We start from the raw sequence: 17,660 nt of genomic DNA, 5'->3' as shown, positions 1-17,660 counted from the left end.
CCAAGTAAACTCGCCCTTTGGGAGTGNTAGGCTAGGCACCGATTAGAAAATCTAGTGGCTCTAAATTAATAATCGGTAACAACGCATAGAAGCCAAGTAAACTCGCCCTTTGGGAGTGAACCAGCGCGCCCACTTCTGTGTCAAATAACATTGAAAGGGGCTACCATTCCTACCGTTATTTTCCTTGAATTGAACACGCTGGCCTCACTCTGAATCCTGCATCTTGAGGTAGTTTAGGTATAATTATCAAAACCGGTAGCCAAAACTCAATGTCGACAACGCATGCCTGACTTCCACATCGTTACCATCCACTCTTGTCGGCACGGCAAACCTTAGCCCAAGCTCCCATTGCTTGTAGTTCATCACTGCTCCTAAATGCGCGTTAACACCGAATCCTGAATTTTCAAACGCTGTTTTGTCACCACTAATCGCAATCAAGTCACCGTCGGCATTCAGGTAGTTTATTCCCGCCCCCAACTCAAAACGCCAACTCTTACATTCGCGGCACAGTGTTTTGTCACTCCACTGATAGAAAAGTACCGGTGTAAAAGAAACAGAGTACCCTTCAAACTCTCCATCACGAAATCCCTGGCCGTTATCATCATCATAATCGAGCTTAAAATAAGCAGCATTCAGTTCTGTGTGGTATCCCCACCGGCTATCGTCAGAAAAGTAAAACGGCGATTGAATCAGAGTGACAACTGGCGTGAAAGATGTTGACGAGCTAAACGCCACATCGTCGAACTGCCCTTTGCTTGAAACGTCTATTGTACCGGCACTCTTAGCGATCCCTAATTTCAGGCTCGGCATGCGAAAAAGGGTCTCAGCTTCTAAAGCAAGAACCGATTGCGACGGATTTAGCATAACAATGCTAAAGCAAAACCATCCTTTTTTTTGCATATGCTGTCCTTTACTACTTCCTGTCTAACAATGATATTCGGATAATACCTGTTAGGGCAAATAACCTAGTAATTTCTACTCTCCGTTACTCGTTACCATGGCATAGCTCATCGGGAAAAGCCCGAACTTGCTTTCTGCCACAACGACATTAGTGACAAGCTACACAGTAATATTTAAAACCACAAAATTTCAGACAGTTAATAACATTATAATATAAATAATTTGCTCGAAGGATAATTGAGATGGGAACACACGCCAGGGAGTATAAGGAAATAAGAAGCAGTGGGTGAGATAAAGATGAACGGGCGGCCACCAATTATTGATGAAACCACCCGAATTCACAATATGTATTAGAAAAGCTGATGGTTAAGCAACAGGTGACAAATGATGCTGGCGATATATCCCAGTGCAATCACAGGCATCCACTTCAAGTGACCAAAGAAAGTATATTTACCATGCGCTGCTCCCATCAAGGCCACCCCGGCAGCCGAGCCAATAGACAGCATACTGCCACCAACTCCCGCTGTTAGAGTAACCAATAGCCAGTTGCCGAGAGTCAGATCGGGTTGCATGGTGAGCACTGCAAACATCACAGGGATATTATCAACAATGGCCGAAAGCACCCCAACCATAATATTGGCCCATACCGGGTTCCACTGGGTATACATAACCTCCGATACCATACCGAGATAACCCAGCAAACTAAGCCCACCAACACACATTACGACCCCATAGAAAAACAGCAAGGTATCCCACTCTGCATGCGAGACACGTTTGAAGACATCAAACGGTACGACCGAACCAAGTCGTTTTAACGCCGCTTCGTCATGATTGGCCATTGCAATGGCCTTCTTTTTGGCAAGCGAGCGCGGGAGGGTTTTACGAAGGTAGAAGCCGAAGAACTGAAGATAACCGAGGCCCATCATCATACCTATTACCGGTGGGAAATGAACCATGCCGTGGAAGGCAACAGCGGTAGAGATAGTCAGAATAAACAAGGCCACGATACGGCGTGCCCCCCGTTTTAGCTCAACATATTCGCCAATCGTATTTGGTTGGGTTTTCGGCACAAACAGCGACATGATCACAGCCGGAACCACATAATTTATCAATGACGGGATAAAGAGATCGGTAAATTCGAGGAATGAAACCAACCCAGCCTGCCAAACCATCAAGGTCGTAATATCACCAAAGGGACTAAACGCACCACCCGCATTGGCAGCCACGACAATATTGATACAAGCAAGATTAATGAAGCGAGTATTGTCGCCCCCCACTTTCATAACGACAGCACACATCAACAACGCGGTTGTCAGGTTATCGGCAATGGGGGATATTAAGAACGATAGAATGCCCGTCAGCCAAAACAAGCTTCTGAAATTAAAGCCCTTGCTCACCATCCAGGCCTGAAGCGCATCAAACAGTCGACGCTCTTCCATCGCGCTGATATAGGTCATCGCGACAAGGAGAAACAGTAACAGCTCTGCATACTCAAGCAAGTTATGTTCGAGTGCACTTTTTGCAACATCTATTTGACCTAGTTCCTGAAACACAAACCCTATCATCAGCCAGATAATACCGGCAGCCAGCAGTACAGGCTTTGACTTGCGAAGCTGTAAATATTCCTCGGCCATCACAAGGCAATAAGCCAAGGCAAATATCAACAAAGCCACATACCCTACAAAAGACTGGGTTAGATCAACCTCAGAACTCACTGCCATTGCTGGTGTCGCTGTCAGTAATCCAGCTATACATAATACAAGCTGTTGAACTTTCATCCTGTTTCTCTGCTCCTTGAGAAAAATACATCTACGCCCAAGTGTACACATAACTATTAGATATTAACGTGAAGCATACCGATAAGCCGACCAAAACTAGCAACATACCCTTAACAACCTTCAGTTGTTTGGCTAAATGAGTAATCAAAAGCGCAAATAATGAAACAGTTAATTAATTAATGTCGACCCCATCACCTTCTCTATTTATTCACTTTACATTAAACAGAAATGATAATAATTTTCATTGCGAATTAACTTATATTGTCTTAGGGAGAGAACCGTGGAACAGGCATTTCACCCCGAACCATTGGTAAGCATTAGAGAGTTGGAAGTCACCTATGTTACCGATCAAGGTGACTTTCGTGCGGTAGATAACGTCAGCTTTGATATAGGTAAAAGCGAGATTTTTGGACTCGCCGGCGAATCCGGCTGTGGCAAAAGTACCATTGCTTTTGCCATTAACCGTCTACATAAGCCGCCAGCCCTTATTACTCATGGTCAAATTCACTACGACGGCCTCGACCTCCTCACGCTTAGCGAAAGAGAAATGGGGATTATTCGCTGGAAAGAAATTGCTATGGTGTTCCAAAGTGCTATGAACTCCCTCAATCCTGTACTCCCCCTTAAAGAGCAGTTTGCCGATGTTATGAGGCACCATCTAGGATATAGCAACGAACAGGCCAATGATCGCGCTGAGAAGTTACTGGATTTGGTCAACATTCCGCGCGACCGTTTATCTGACTATCCGCATCAGTTCAGCGGTGGTATGAGGCAAAGGCTGGTTATTGCTATCGCACTAAGCCTAAGTCCCAAGCTGATCATTATGGACGAACCGACCACCGCACTCGATGTGGTTGTCCAGCGAGAAATACTGCAACAAATCTATCAACTACGAAAAGAGTTTGATTTCTCGGTACTGTTCATCACCCATGATCTTGCCCTCATGACTCAGCTATGTGATCGCGTTGCCGTTATGCGCAAGGGGAAAATTGTTGAAGTAAACAGTTCCAAAGAGATCAGAAACAACCCACAGCACCCATATACACAGCAGCTATGGGCTTCGTTCCCGAATATTCATGAAGAAGCCGAGCACATTCGTGTTACAGAGGATATTGCCCTATGAGCCAGCCGATTATAGAAGTAAAAAACGTTATCAAAGAATTCCTGGCGGGCGGCATGGGCTCGAAAGACATCTTCCGCGCACTCAATGATATCAGTTTCAAGCTATATAAAGGACGTACCCTGGCACTTGTGGGGGAATCCGGCTGTGGTAAAAGTACCTGTGCCAGGCTCATTACCAAAGTGCATGAGCCGACACAGGGAGAAATCTTATTTAACGGCAAAGATATTACCGAGATCACATCGAGAAAGGAACTCCTTGAGTATCGTGGTAAAGTGCAAATGATCTTCCAGGATCCATTCGGCTCGCTCAACCCTACTCACACGATTGAGCACCACTTGACTCGCCCTCTACTCATCCACAAGCAAGTCAGCAATAAGCAAGCATTACGAGCAAAATTGGAAGAGCTGATGACGCTCGTCGAGCTGCCGGTTTCTGATCTGAGTAAATATCCTCACCAGCTCAGCGGCGGTCAGCGACAGCGTGTTAACCTGGCCCGTGCCATTGCCGTTGGGGCCGAGGTAATTCTGGCCGATGAACCCACCTCCATGCTGGATGTTTCTATTCGCCTCGGCGTCCTCAACCTGATGAAACAGATGAAAGAGCAGATGGGCATTGGTTTTCTATATATCACCCATGACCTGGCTACAGCGCATTACATTGCTGAAGAGACTGCTGTAATGTACCGCGGCCGTATCGTGGAATGGGGAGACACCCGCTCTATTCTGAGAAATCCAACCCACCCTTATACACGATTATTGATATCGGCGGTTCCGGATCCGGATCTTCCTTTCCACCAGCTTGTTGATTCTGAGCCAAACTATTCATTGAGTGCAGATAAAATTCGTACACTGAGCCTCAAGGAAGTCGATGGCTATCAGCAAATCAGTGATAACCATTTCGTCGTCAACTGGGAGAACGAAAAGGAAAACGTTGCATGAATCAACTTAGTAGCTGGTTAACCGGGATTAAATCCTGGTACCACCCACAGCAACAGTCTGACATCTGTATATTAATTAATGCAGTCAGTCATGCGCCGGACGATATCTTCGGTTCAATAGAAAGTGAGCTTCACAGTGAGGCTTTAGCTTATTGGTTAGATGCCTGTACGCGATTGAGTTACTACTATCAAGATCTTCAAGAGACGGACAAAGCCTTCAGCTATCTGCAGTTTGCCTATGCCAGGTTGCAAGATATGGCATGCAAACCAGAACTTGATTGTGATATGAAGCGCTGGTGCCTGAAAAAGCTGGACCGGATGATTGTCGCCATCATGGAATTTTGTCAACGCCAGCCCGAGACAAAATGGCAACAAGAAAGTACACAGCTCATTGATCTACACGTGATGTTCATGGAAGGCCAGAATAACCTCAATCTTGCCTACTCCGATAACCACCCAGCATAAAAGTAATTTCCCGTAACATACTCAGCCTTACCAAACAGTAAGGCTGATGTAAAAATAATCCTCTCTTCACAAGTTTTTACTAAGCTAAAGATAGCGCAGCAAATAAGCTATTGAAGGTCTTAGAACTATGACGTTAAAGGCAATTATTAAGCACTTCTTATTTATCTCTGTTTTCTGTAGCACTAGCGTTAGTATTTCCGCACAGGCAGAGTCCATGCCCAGCCCACCAGAGATTGCCGCAAAAGCCTGGGTACTGATGAGCTACGAGTCAGGTCAGGTCATCGCCAGTGAGAATGAACAAGCACTGTTGGCACCGGCAAGCCTGACAAAGATAATGACAACCTACGTGGTGGGAAAAGAGCTCAATGCGGGGCATATTGCTGCGGACGACAAAGTTATTATCAGCGAGAATGCGTGGGGTCAGAAGTTTCCCGGCTCATCAAAAATGTTTCTTAATGTCGGAGACGAAGTCTCTGTTGATGATCTCAATCGCGGGGTGATTATCTCATCGGGTAACGATGCCACTGTTGCGCTTGCTGAGCATGTTGCCGGTCACCAGCCAGCTTTTATCGAAATGATGAACCGCACGGCAGAAAAGCTGGGAATGGATAACACCTATTTTGCCAACCCGCACGGCCTGGATTCTGAAGACCAACACACAACAGCCTATGACATGGCCCTGCTGACACGGGCACTCATTCAGGACCTGCCTGATATCTATCCCTTTTTTAAAGAGAAATCGTTTACCTTCCAGAAGATAAAGCAAGGAAACCGTAATGCCCTGCTGTGGGATACCTCATTGAACGTCGATGGAGTCAAAACTGGCTACACAAAGAAAGCCGGCTACAGTTTAGTCTCCTCTGCAGAGCAAAATGGACAGCGACTTATAGCCGTAGTGATGGGAACAGAAAGTGTGAATACACGGCGAATCGAAAGCAAAAAATTACTTACCTGGGGTTTCCGTTTCTTCCAGGATATAACGCCGCAATTTAGCAGCAAAGAACTATCTACCCTTAAAGTTTGGTATGGCTCCCCTTCTGCCATAGCCATTGAAGTAGCCGACGGTGGTACAATCACCGTACCAAGGCGCCAGCGAAAGAATATTGAACACAGGATCTTCTATAACAATGAGCTTGAAGCGCCCGTCGAAAAGGGAACACAGGTAGGCAAAGTGGAATGGTATCTAAATGATGAATTGCTAACAGAACAACCCATTCTAGCAGCTGAAAGTGCCAGCAAGGCCCCCTGGTATAAATCTATGATTGACGTTGTCTGGCGACCAATCGGCCAATGGTTTACCGAGCAAGATTGGGAGCCTAAATAACTCGCTTCTACTAATAAGAACAGGCCTACGGGCCTGTTCTCTCAATAACGGGGCGGACCATACATTTCTGTGACTAATCATAGTCATTATCAAAGATGACACTCTTATGAAGCTATGATGCAAGAATAATAAAACCACAGCCTAGCCATTAGTGCTCCGGTTTCATCCAAACCGATTTAAAATCAAACCATCCCATTGAGTTAGACTGCATCCCCTGAATAACCCCCGTATCATCAACCCCCAGCCAATTATGGAACAGCGGAAGGATCTGCCCGCTTTGAACGAGTTTAGCGCCGATGCTCTGACACGGTGAATCCATAGCAATGTCAGCACGCCAATGTGCAACGCTACGCTCTATTTCATCAAACTCCGCTTCGGGCATAGCGCGTGCGATATGGTCAAAATTATAAAACCAAGACAAGATGGCATCATCACGGTAGTTACTGAGGCTCATCCCCCCAAGCCAGATATCAATTTTGTCTGCATGCTTACCGGATAATATCTCCATCGTCGATAACTCCAGCACTTTAAGCTTAAGGCCGTCTTCTGCTAATAGTTTGCGCATAACTGAGGCAATATGCGGATAGACAGGATGCTGCTCAGCAAACGCTAATGTGATATTACGCTTTGCCGGAGCAGACACTTTCTCCGAAACCAGAGGCACATGAGCCCAACCGGGAAGGATGCCGTAGGCATTGGTAAGACGAAAATCACCGATTTCATCTTTATCGAGCAATGGCAGTATGTTCAATGGCGCCAATCGACACCTAAAATAAGCTAGCCATTGCTCATTATTCGCCAGACCAGTCATTCGATTGAACAGCAGATAATTACATCCTTCGTCCAGCTTAAGCCGTGTTGAAACACTGACACCACTCAGCTGGCTCGTATCTGCCGCAGGCTGTAGATAACATGAGGCGACTTCAGACAACATCCAGATATCTACCACGTCAATCAGCGCTCTCATACCGAAATAATGATCAAACGCCTCAAGCTTAAAGCGCTGCTTGTCATTTTGGATAACGCGGTATGGACCGGTGCCGATAGGGAAAAGTTCGTTATCCCTTTCATGCTCAGCATCAGCTGGCTGAATAACAGCACTAACGTTGCTCAGCAACTCGGGAAAGCGATAATCGTCACTTCGGAGGTGGATATCAATGGTATTGGGAAAAGGCGAATCAATGCTTTGAATATGCCTAAACAGTCGCTGTACTTTTACCTGCTCAAGCGTGGTGATGATATCCTGACTATCAAGCAACTTGCCGTCATGGAATCTGACTGCGGGGCGAATATAAAAGCGCCAGTGGCGTGGAGAAAGAGACTCCCAGTGGTGCGCCAAGTCACCCTCTACTTCCTCTTTTTCCTCATTTATTCGGGTTAGGCCGTTAAAGATCTGTCTGGCTAAGTGCTGTTCCGAACGACGAAGCGGACACAGCGGATTAAGGTTACTGAATGCTCGATAGTACGGTAGACGAACAATCTGTTTGCCTTGTGCTGTGGTGTGTCCTAGCTGTTCCTGGATGAGCTGTGCCAGTTTATCTGCGTTGTTTTCCAGCACATCGAGCGCTGGCTCCAGCTTGCCTTCTGCTACCAGCTTTCGCGCATGCATGTACTGTAATTCACTGTCAGAGCTGTGAAAAACAAGCTTTGACTGCTTTCCTCGCCCTACCGCGGGCTGCCAATCAATCCAGCCCTTTTCAACCATTTTGTTGATCACCATGCGTACATTACGACGGGTACAAAACAGTACTTCGGCAATATCCTGCAGGTTTGTTTCGCAGTCTTCTCCGGAAAAGTGGCTATAGAGGCGCTGAAATTGAATTTTAAGCCTTTGACTGCTCATAAAAGAGGAACCTTTGTAATTTATTTATTCTGTTTTTCACTTCCTATTTTAACTTAAAATCAAACGTATACAAAAACAAAGTGATTCCGATGGTAGCCAGTACAAGAGCTGATCATTTTTACCCCCATTCAATTGTGAATCTCCTGAGTGAATGCTGGCTACCATCTTTTTACTGAGTAACGGACATCGAAAAGCAATCAGTCGAGGCTCTTCTTAAAGCGCATCGAAGCAACAAGTAAACCAATGACGGTAAATCCGACCAGCCAAACGGCATCACGCCACAAATCAATCAAATCAGCCCCTCGCAAAACGATACCTCGGATCAGGCGCATGAAGTGTGTTGCAGGTAATACCTCGGATATCCACTGGGCAATATCAGGCATTGCCTCATACGGGAAGATAAAGCCCGACAACAAGATTGAGGGCAACAAGATAAACACCGTCATCTGCATGGCCTGAAGCTGAGTCTGGGCTATCGTCGATATTACTAGCCCCAAAGTCAGGCTGGCTGAGATAAACAATAAGGTACCAAGCAACAATTGCGATAACTCACCGTTTATCGGAACATCAAATATGAAATGCCCCAGCCCAAGGATGATCCCAACCTGAATGAGCCCGACAAAAATATAGGGGATGATTTTCGCTATCATCAGCTCGAGAGAATGTACCGGCGTGGTGATCAATAGCTCCAGGTTGCCCCGCTCCCGCTCGCGCACTATTGCTGCCGAGGTAAACAGTATCATTGTCATCGTCAGAATCACGCCAAGCAGACCAGGAACGATATTCACAGCTGAACGTCTGGATGGATTGAAATACAAAGCAACATCAAAAGTAGGCTCAGCAGGCGGCTGGTAGGTCAGGAGATCCTGCAATGGCATGGTCTGTAATTGCAGCAAGGCCGAACTGATCATTGTATCTGAACCATCCACCAGCCACTGCCCGACGGTGCGCTGCTGCACGATCCGCTGTGACAGATCTGAAGGAAGGACCAGCGCTGCTCTTACCGTACCTTCAGTAATCGCCTGTTCGGCTTCTGCCGCTGTAGGGTAAGACTCAGTAACCACGACCACTTGCGTTGCTTTCACGGCTTCGGTTATTACTCTCCCCACAGCAGAATGACTTTGATCAACTACCGCAACAGGAATATTTCGAACATCGGTATTGATTGCATAACCAAACAACAGCAACTGTATTAGCGGGATCATAACGACCATACCAAACGTAATGCGATCTCGTGACAGCTGGCGAAACTCTTTTACCATTATCGCACTCATACGAAACAGGCTATTCATTGCCTTCCCTCCCCCGTACTTGTCACGAACACATCTTCTAGACTTGGCCGTGCTATCGCTAATTCTGCGTTACCCAGCTCTGGATACTGCTGTCGCAGCCATGCTGTCGGCTCAGTAATATCCTGCTCGACAAGCACCCGTAACCGGATCCCCAATTGCGCCGCAGAGCGTATTTCGTCTCGCTTTAATAGCTCTGTTTTGAGCTGGCGGAGATTATTTGCCTGTACCTCGACAACCGTTACACCCATGTTCTTCATCAGCTCTTCCGGGGAGCCATTCGCTCGAACCACGCCCGCTTCCATAATTGCCAAACCATGACAGCGCTCTGCCTCATCCATGTAATGGCTGGTGACAAGAATTGTCGTTCCCTGATCACTCAAATCAAATAACTGCTCCCAAAAATCACGACGATTTTCAGGATCAACAGCCGAGGTCGGTTCATCCAAAAACAGTAAACTGGGTTGGTGCATGGTTGCGGCGGCAAGCCCCAAACGCTGCTTCTGGCCACCACTCATACTGCCGGCCCGCTGTCTGGCTAACCGGTCAAGTCCGTAGGTCGAAAGCTGCTCATCGATGCGTTTTGCAAGCGGCCTTGTCGACATACCAAAAATCTGTCCAATAAACTGAAGATTTTCTTTAACCGTCAAGTCTTCATACAGCGAGAACTTTTGGGTCATATAGCCAATTCGAAGGCGTAGCTTTTCTGCTTCCCGGGGCACTTCCAAGCCGAGAACTTCAACCTCTCCGGTTGTTGGGCTTAATAAGCCTGTCAGCATACGTATGGTTGTCGACTTCCCACAGCCATTCGGACCGAGAAAACCATAAATGCTGCCTGTGGGTACCACAAGATCAAGTCCATCAACAGCAGTAAAATCACTGAACTTCCGAGTGAGCTGCTTTGCGACTATTGCATTCTCACTCATGGGGCATCTCCACCTGCGCAGGCACGCCTGCAGGAAGATCTTTGGCTTCGTCAGGCATATCGACCTCAGCCAGATAAACCAGACGGGCACGGTCTTGTTCATTCAGTGCATAATATGGGGTAAAGGCAGGCTCTGTAGCAATCCAACGTAAAGTACCGGTATAACTGTTCGCCATACCATCGACATGCACTGTCAGCTTATCACCCGCCTTCAGTTTCACCCTATATGGCTCAGGTACATAAACACGCGCATAAGGAACTGTATCTGCCTGAACGGCAGCCACAATACTGCTCGTTGATACTCGCTCACCGACATTATATGGCAGGCTGTCTAACACCCCATCTCGGGTGGCGATAATAGTCAGATCATCGAGAATTTGCTGCTGCAGCGCAACCTCCGCACTGGCGGCTTCAAGGGATGCTTGGGCCTGAGTGATATTTTCCGGACGTTCTCCGCTGGTTAATTTGGCAAGGTTCTCAGCAGCGGAATGGTAATCAGCCTGGGCAGCATCACGCTCCGCCCTCGCCCTATCACGCTCTGAGTAACTTGCTAATTTTTGGGCAACAAGTTTGGTTATACGGCGATAGGAACTCTCGGCTTCGGTCAGTGTTGCTTTTGCTCGCTCAACACTGGCCTGTGCAGCTGCGATATCTTCGGGGCGCTCACCATTGGTCAACTTCAGCAAATATGCAGCAGCTTGAGCTTCTTCCGCCTTAACGCGAGCAATAACTGCAAGCTGTTGCTTGTTGTCTAACTGAACTAACACATCACCTTTTTTAACGAACTCACCTTCTTTAACAGGCTGCAGACGAACTATCTCATTAGAAGTGGCGGTCAGTGTGACCCTGTCACGCTCAAGTGTACCCAGAGCCTCCGTCGGCCCCTGCTCTGTACACGCCGTCACGGCAAACATTAACAATAAAGTGTGCAATACTCTTCCCATAGCAGCGCCCCTATCAATTTCAAGTCATATTAAAAGTGTACGCCGTTGAAACTAATGGACAATCGTTTTAATTCCCTAAAAGAAGAGGAAGTGATGAGCAAAATAATGCTCTATATCAAGTTGTTGCGAATTGCTTCATTGTCATGGCTCTGCTACATTCGTACGCCTAAACCCAAGAGCTAATAAGCACCTAATTTAATTTACTTTTCTCCCTTTATAACAATCCAATAATTTATAGGTATTACTTTGAAAACTGCTGATGACTTCATTCAACACCTGGAGCTGGAACAACATGTCGAAGGTGGTTACTACCGTTCCTCGTATAACTCACAAAGCAATTTCGACCAGACACGCTCTTTGTGGACCAGCATCTATTTTCTTCTTCGAACAGGTGAGGTTTCACACTTCCATCGCTTAACCGCCGACGAGATGTGGTATTTCCATGCCGGTGAGTCACTGACTATCTATATGATTTCAGAGCAAGGTGAGTTAACAACAGCACAGCTAGGCCTTGATCTCGCGGCAGGCGAACGACCTCAGTTCCTTGTACCCAAAGGGTGTATTTTTGGTTCAGCTATGAATAAACCAGGATTCTCACTCGTCGGGTGTATGGTATCGCCAGGCTTTACGTTCGAAGATTTCGAGCTCTTTAACCAAGAAACACTGCTGGATATGTACCCTCAACACGAAGAGATTATTAAACGCTTGAGCCGCCTTGAAAGCTAAACAGCGGCAGAGGTAAAAGGTGGGAGAAACTGAAACCTTCCTAGGTGCGTGCTGCATTCAAACCACGCTAGACGCACCTTGTTCAGCCTCTTAGTGAGTTTTTTGCTCAACTAATTGTATCTTCGCACCAACAGTGCTTAATTTCCCCGGGACTGGGCCACATTTGACTTCATATACCTCACCGGCCTTAACACTGGCTCTTACTGCTGGAAACGCATATTCATTACCAACTAAACATTGAGTCAATACAAAATACTCACCAGGCAACATATGAATTTCACGTGGATATCCTACTATAGCATCACCGACATCCTTAAAGTCTTTTTCATCTTTAGAGATATCGGTATAACTTGAAAACACTACACGATAGTTTCGACCAGCGAACTCTGTAACTTCACCTTTTAAAATAGCGACTTCTTCAGCGGGCTTTTTCACACCTTCATAAGTGTGAACGACACCGACACAACCACTCAAAGAAAAGACTGTCAGAAGAACCACCGACAAAAATACGCTATTTTTCACATATACTCCTTAATACCTATGATGAATAGAAATAGTTTCCATCCGAGCTGACTTCCCAATCATTCTAGAGAGTGTAATCAAAGTTAACTTTTGCCTGTGGGTGATTACTCTGGAATGTGCCCCTGAAACATACCGAGTCAAGATAGCCAAACGACGACATCAAGAATAGAGAAGAAAATCAAACTTACTTCCCTATACGTCTTTGTTTATTTGAGTTTTCTTGCACTACATCGTTTGCTAAGTTGCTAAACAAGGAGTCAATGATGTTGTATTTGAGGATAAACAGTGAATTTAAGCAGCCCTCCCTATGGAGGGCTACTCAAAGATATTAGGCCGTTTCAAGTACTATACGATAACGAGCCTTGTTGGCAGCAACCTTATCCATTGCCTCGTTGATCTCGTTGATTGGCATTACCTCAATCTGTGGCTCAATTCCATGTACCGCAGAGAAATTAAGCATCTCCTGCATGAAGTGACGACCACCAACGATACTGCCAACAACTGATTTTTGACCGAAAATCAACGGTAACAATGGCACTTTCATTTCTGAAACAGGTAACCCGACAAAGCAGAGTTTTCCATTATTCGCAAGAAGATCGAACGCCATATTCCAATCAGCATCAGCAGAGATAGTACAAACAATGAGATCGAATGTCCCTTTGGCCTCAGCCATTTCTTCTTCGTTGCCCCACTGGAGAAAGTTATGAGCACCAAAACTACGGGCTTCTTCTTCTTTCGACTTGGTCGTCGAAAATGCCGTTACTTCAGATCCCATTGCATTGGCATATTGAAGCGCAAGATGACCCAGACCTCCGATACCCATAACACCCACTTTCATGCCAAGTTTGTCGATATGAGTTCTAAGTGGGGTGTATACAGTGATACCGGCACATAGTAGCGGTGCTGCGGCTGCAGAGCTAAGCCCATCAGGAATTCGATAGGCAAAGTCGGCAGGGACGCGCACCTTGTCAGCAAATCCACCATGGTGCCCAACGATTAGGCCCGTGTACCCTTCACGGCAGATGTTCTCCTGACCACTGAGACAATGGTCGCAAGAACGGCACGAGTCTCGAATCCAGCCTAAGCCGACACGGTCACCGATATTGAGGTTTTTAACCAGTTTTCCTGTTCCTACGATTTCACCGACTACCTCATGACCTGCTACTAATGGAAACTGACTAATATCCCAGTCATTGTCCCTCATGTGCAGATCCGTATGACACACACCGTTATGGGTAATCTTGACATCAATATCCCAATCACCCCTTGCTTCAGGAGTATAAGACCAGGGAACTAACTTCCCTCCCGCTTCCATAACAGCATAAGCATTAAATTTATCATTACACATTCGCGATTCCTCATAAATTGATTGTTAGCTAAATAATTTATAAATTTCTAATCGCGTATTTATACATAAGTAATCAGTTTCATTAAGGCTTTTACTAAGAAAAGTTGATTTATCTATTTCCTTTTGCAAAGCATGACTGCAACAAATATGTGGTGCATGAAATTCTATGACTTTCATCTCTTAACTGAGAACAAAAGTAGTTACATCAAATTTAAAACATTAACCCTACACTAACAACAAAATCACGGAGTACTATGCTTGCAATAATAAGAAGCTATTTATAATCTAACCTCTTATTATTAACAATAACCAAAAACAGAATACTTTAAGTATCAACAAGACATAATAACGTTCAGAAATATTCTCAGATAATAGCGTTATACAGATCATCCGTTGCTTGTACACTATTTGCTTAACTACCGAGTATAACTAGATAGCCCTCAACCTATACCGACTTATCAAATGATCAGGAGCCTTATTAGCCCTACCAACTCCCATGTCCTATGCTTACAGAATCTATAATATAAAGGTGGTTAAACATTGAGAATTCTCATTATTGGCAGCTCTGGCGGTATAGGTTCAGCTCTGGTAAACCTGTTCCTTGCATCTGACACTGAAGCCATTATTTATGCAACTTACCGAACTAACAAACCTGAAATTGATAATGATCGTATTCATTGGTTCAACATAGACGCATCGTCTGAGCCTGATATTCGCTCACTCACAGACAGCATTCCGAGACTGGATATACTAATCAATGCAGCTGGATTTCTGCACCTACCGGACACAAAACCAGAAAAATCTATCAATGAATTTACTCGTGACTTTTTCGACCAGAACATTCATTCAAACGTCCTTCCTACTATCTACCTAGCAAAATACTTTTCTACTCAGCTAAAGTCGAAGCATAGAACATACTTCATTTCACTTTCTGCTCGAATCGGGAGCATAGAGGACAATAAAATCGGTGGATGGATCAGTTATCGATGCTCAAAAGCAGCGCTGAACATGGCCATTAAAACCATTAGCATAGAGTGGAAACATAAGCTACCTAACTGTTGTGTACTCGCGTTTCATCCAGGAACTACCGATACTGATCTATCAAAACCATTTCAGAAAAACGTACAACCAGACAAACTGTTTACAGCAGATTATGTAGCCCAGTGCGTATTGAATGTATTAAATACTGCAGCGCCTGCTGATTCTGGTAAATTCTTTAGCTATGATGGCTCAGAGATACCTTGGTAGCATACTAAATCTCACTACAAAACTAGATAGTTACACTACGCCCGGTAGGGAGGTGTTCAAGGCGATCCCCCAATACAGCTTTAAGTATGCCAAACGCTTTCATTCCAGTGCAATGACCTGTGTAGAGCTTGTCTATTGGATAACTCTCCAACGCCTTCCCGATAGCCTTAATCTCTTCTTTGGTTCCTCCGATACTGTCATATATCGGTAAGCCGACAAGGTGAAAACCACCCACAACAGCCTTTATCCTTGCGCTTGGAAAAAGCTCAACAGCAGTTTGAACCATATTGATAACCCCACTATGCGCACAACCTGTAAAAACAACGAGACCATCGCTTTCTTTGATAATCAGGAGTAGTTCATGGTCAAAAGTATCTGGCTTGCAATCCTTACCTGAATTAACAAACAGGTATTTATTACCTTTTGGTTGTTGATACCTGGAGCCTATATTCGTAACAACATAAATGTTAGGCAATATTTCTGTCATCTCGTTAACGAAAGAAAATCGTTCTGGTGCTTTCTCAAATATTTCCCTATCAATACCGATATTACTCTTAAAGCCAAATACCCTAAAAGAATAATCGGTTTCTTCACAGTCTCGAAAGTACACCTGAGCTTTAGCGTTGCAATCCAGAAAATGAGTAACACCATTGCAGTGATCATGGTGGCGATGTGAAATAACTGCAACATCTATGTCTCGAATTTCAACACCCAGTAATGCAGCATTATCGCAAAACGCTTTACCACTACCGACGTCAAATAAAATCTGCTGACCCATTGTCTCTACGTGGAGAGATAGCCCTCTCTCAACTGCGAGATCGGGTCTGCTGTTCAACCGTGAGTTATCAACTAAAGCTGTAAGTTTCATAATTACCTATTGAGATAGAAAATCTTTTCTGTGGCTTGGATTCATATACTAAGTGCAACACTCAAAACTAAAACAGTGAGCTGTCATAATCCTTGTATTTTCCTCCCGCCAAGAAGAAAAAACACATGAAATACAAACAGCTCACTGAGAATGAAAGGTATACGCTTTCTGTGCTTAGAAAGCAAGGCTATAACCAGGCTCAAATTGCCAACGCCCTTGGTCGACACTGAAGTACTATCTCCCGCGAGGTGAACCGGAGCTCATGCAGGATTGATAACGTATACCGGCCAAGTAAAGCTCAAAAGCGAACCAACGGTAGAAGGCGTCGCTCTAGACGAAACAAGCGCATCACGGTAGAACAACTTCGACAAATTAAACAGTTGCTCATTAAAGATTGGAGTCCGGAACAAATTACCGGATACCTGAAAGCAGAGGGCAAACCTACTATTATCCATGAGACGATCTACCTGTTTGTATGGTCAGACAAAGCCAATGGCGGCCGCCTCTGGAAGCACCTCAGGCAAGCGACCAAGAAACGCCGAAAACCGCAAGATTCGCGGCCATTGGGAAATTGATACCGTGATGGGTAAAGGCTCCAAACACTGCATCGTGACACTGGTCGAACGCAAAACAGGTCACACCTTGATAGGTCAGTTGGATGACAGAACTACAGCGTCACTCAACCGGCGAACCATTAAAATAATGAACAGACTCGATGGCCTGTTCACCAGTATTACTGCTGATAACGGTACCGAGTTTCATCAGTATAAAGAGATAGAAAGAGCCACTGGAACACGCTTTTACTTTGCAAATCCACACCACTCATGGGAGCGAGGTACCAATGAAAACACCAACGGACTGATCCGCCAGTACCTACCAAAAGGAACGTCAATGACGACACTGACACAAGCAAAATGCGACGCCATTGCTAAACGATTAAACACTCGCCCACGGAAACGGTTGGGCTTCAAAACACCAGAGAAATGCTTCATTGGATATTACAGCTAAGTGTTGCACTTCAAACTTGATATCAAGAATTGAACAAAGTCCACCGTAGCTAGTATTACCTCGTGCTGTAGACAAGCTGACCTCTAACAATTGTGAACAAGATAGAATTTCAACCTCGGCGTCACTATTACGAAGAGACCACCGTGCTGATTTTTGGAAAGAATCCAGCCTAACATTCGAGTTTTCAATCACATGGACAGATGTTCCAGGGTTGAGCTTTTCCAATGCCTTAAAATCTAATTCGGACGCCTTAACTACTCCCGAAATCGAAACTAACAAACCTAAAGCACATACTTTCTTCATATTTTCCTCTCGAGGCCTAACGCCCGCCACTTACGAATCCCCACAAAATACCTTTGTAGTTCAATAAGTAGACACGCACCTTACCTTCTGATCTAATGAATTCACCACA

At 45.3% G+C, this 17,660-nt stretch carries 15 protein-coding genes and 1 pseudogene; 7 read left to right on the top strand and 9 right to left on the bottom strand.

Translation table 11 applies throughout. The annotated features are described in order from the left end of the window. Positions 1–246 precede the first annotated feature (246 nt). Entirely contained in the window at positions 247–900 is a 654-nt protein-coding gene (locus BIT28_RS23445) for a hypothetical protein (protein WP_075767378.1), read from the bottom strand. 350 nt (positions 901–1,250) lie between these two features. Next, positions 1,251–2,678 (bottom strand): sodium:proton antiporter NhaD, encoded by a 1,428-nt coding sequence (nhaD, locus tag BIT28_RS23440; protein WP_075767377.1) that lies wholly within the window; start codon positions 2,676–2,678, stop codon positions 1,251–1,253. Between the two features lie 280 nt (positions 2,679–2,958). Between nhaD and BIT28_RS23435 the strand changes: the two genes are divergently transcribed. The 4 genes from BIT28_RS23435 (at position 2,959) to BIT28_RS23420 (ending at position 6,527) form a co-directional block, all read left to right on the top strand. After that, on the top strand, positions 2,959–3,801 hold the full coding sequence (locus BIT28_RS23435) for an ABC transporter ATP-binding protein (RefSeq protein ID WP_075767376.1): 843 nt from the start codon (positions 2,959–2,961) through the stop codon (positions 3,799–3,801). Next, entirely contained in the window at positions 3,798–4,739 is a 942-nt protein-coding gene (locus BIT28_RS23430; protein ID WP_075767375.1) for an ABC transporter ATP-binding protein, read from the top strand. The genes BIT28_RS23435 and BIT28_RS23430 overlap by 4 nt, the downstream gene beginning before the upstream one ends. Continuing rightward, positions 4,736–5,203 (top strand): hypothetical protein, encoded by a 468-nt coding sequence (locus BIT28_RS23425; RefSeq protein ID WP_075767374.1) that lies wholly within the window; start codon positions 4,736–4,738, stop codon positions 5,201–5,203. Before BIT28_RS23430 ends, BIT28_RS23425 begins: the two co-directional genes overlap by 4 nt. Before the next feature lie 214 nt (positions 5,204–5,417). Beyond that, positions 5,418–6,527, top strand: coding sequence for a D-alanyl-D-alanine carboxypeptidase family protein (locus tag BIT28_RS23420; protein WP_245823854.1), 1,110 nt, complete (start codon positions 5,418–5,420; stop codon positions 6,525–6,527). A 148-nt stretch (positions 6,528–6,675) separates the two neighbouring features. Here BIT28_RS23420 and sgrR read toward each other — a convergent pair whose 3' ends face one another. The 4 genes from sgrR to BIT28_RS23400 all read right to left on the bottom strand — a co-directional run bounded on the left by sgrR (position 6,676) and on the right by BIT28_RS23400 (position 11,528). Further along, positions 6,676–8,370 carry an HTH-type transcriptional regulator SgrR gene (gene sgrR / locus BIT28_RS23415; protein WP_075767372.1) on the bottom strand — a complete coding sequence of 565 codons (1,695 nt, stop codon included), beginning with the start codon at positions 8,368–8,370 and terminating at the stop codon, positions 6,676–6,678. A gap of 197 nt (positions 8,371–8,567) precedes the next feature. Beyond that, the gene (locus tag BIT28_RS23410) at positions 8,568–9,662 is read right to left on the bottom strand and encodes an ABC transporter permease (protein WP_075767371.1); all 1,095 of its coding nucleotides are present in this window, start codon (positions 9,660–9,662) and stop codon (positions 8,568–8,570) included. Continuing rightward, a complete protein-coding gene (locus BIT28_RS23405) occupies positions 9,659–10,585 on the bottom strand; it encodes an ABC transporter ATP-binding protein (protein WP_075767370.1) in 927 nt (308 codons plus the stop codon). The genes BIT28_RS23410 and BIT28_RS23405 overlap by 4 nt, the downstream gene beginning before the upstream one ends. Beyond that, entirely contained in the window at positions 10,578–11,528 is a 951-nt protein-coding gene (locus BIT28_RS23400) for an HlyD family secretion protein (RefSeq protein ID WP_075767369.1), read from the bottom strand. The genes BIT28_RS23405 and BIT28_RS23400 overlap by 8 nt, the downstream gene beginning before the upstream one ends. 246 nt (positions 11,529–11,774) lie before the next feature. On the opposite strand from BIT28_RS23400, the gene BIT28_RS23395 reads away from it, so the two are divergent. Continuing rightward, a complete protein-coding gene (locus tag BIT28_RS23395) occupies positions 11,775–12,254 on the top strand; it encodes a cupin domain-containing protein (RefSeq protein ID WP_075767368.1) in 480 nt (159 codons plus the stop codon). A 90-nt stretch (positions 12,255–12,344) separates the two neighbouring features. Here the strand turns inward: BIT28_RS23395 and BIT28_RS23390 are convergent, their stop codons facing one another. Continuing rightward, complete coding sequence (locus tag BIT28_RS23390; protein ID WP_075767367.1) at positions 12,345–12,776, bottom strand: hypothetical protein; 432 nt, start codon at positions 12,774–12,776, stop codon at positions 12,345–12,347. A 328-nt stretch (positions 12,777–13,104) separates the two neighbouring features. Further along, the gene (locus BIT28_RS23385) at positions 13,105–14,124 is read right to left on the bottom strand and encodes an NAD(P)-dependent alcohol dehydrogenase (protein WP_075767366.1); all 1,020 of its coding nucleotides are present in this window, start codon (positions 14,122–14,124) and stop codon (positions 13,105–13,107) included. Positions 14,125–14,664: 540 nt separating this feature from the next. Here BIT28_RS23385 and BIT28_RS23380 point away from each other — a divergent pair. Then, positions 14,665–15,372: an SDR family NAD(P)-dependent oxidoreductase gene (locus tag BIT28_RS23380; protein ID WP_075767365.1), complete on the top strand. Its 708-nt coding sequence runs from the start codon at positions 14,665–14,667 to the stop codon at positions 15,370–15,372. A gap of 22 nt (positions 15,373–15,394) precedes the next feature. Here the strand turns inward: BIT28_RS23380 and BIT28_RS23375 are convergent, their stop codons facing one another. Further along, a complete protein-coding gene (locus tag BIT28_RS23375; protein ID WP_075767364.1) occupies positions 15,395–16,240 on the bottom strand; it encodes an MBL fold metallo-hydrolase in 846 nt (281 codons plus the stop codon). Positions 16,241–16,365: 125 nt separating this feature from the next. Between BIT28_RS23375 and BIT28_RS23365 the strand changes: the two are divergent. Beyond that, positions 16,366–17,248, top strand: a pseudogene (locus BIT28_RS23365) (IS30 family transposase). Positions 17,249–17,660: the final 412 nt, after the last annotated feature.

It is taken from the genome of Photobacterium proteolyticum, assembly GCF_001939735.1.
Classification (GTDB): Bacteria; Pseudomonadota; Gammaproteobacteria; order Enterobacterales; family Vibrionaceae; genus Photobacterium; species Photobacterium proteolyticum.
Note: the sequence above shows the minus strand (reverse complement) of the source record. Positions and strands in the feature narration are given on the sequence as shown.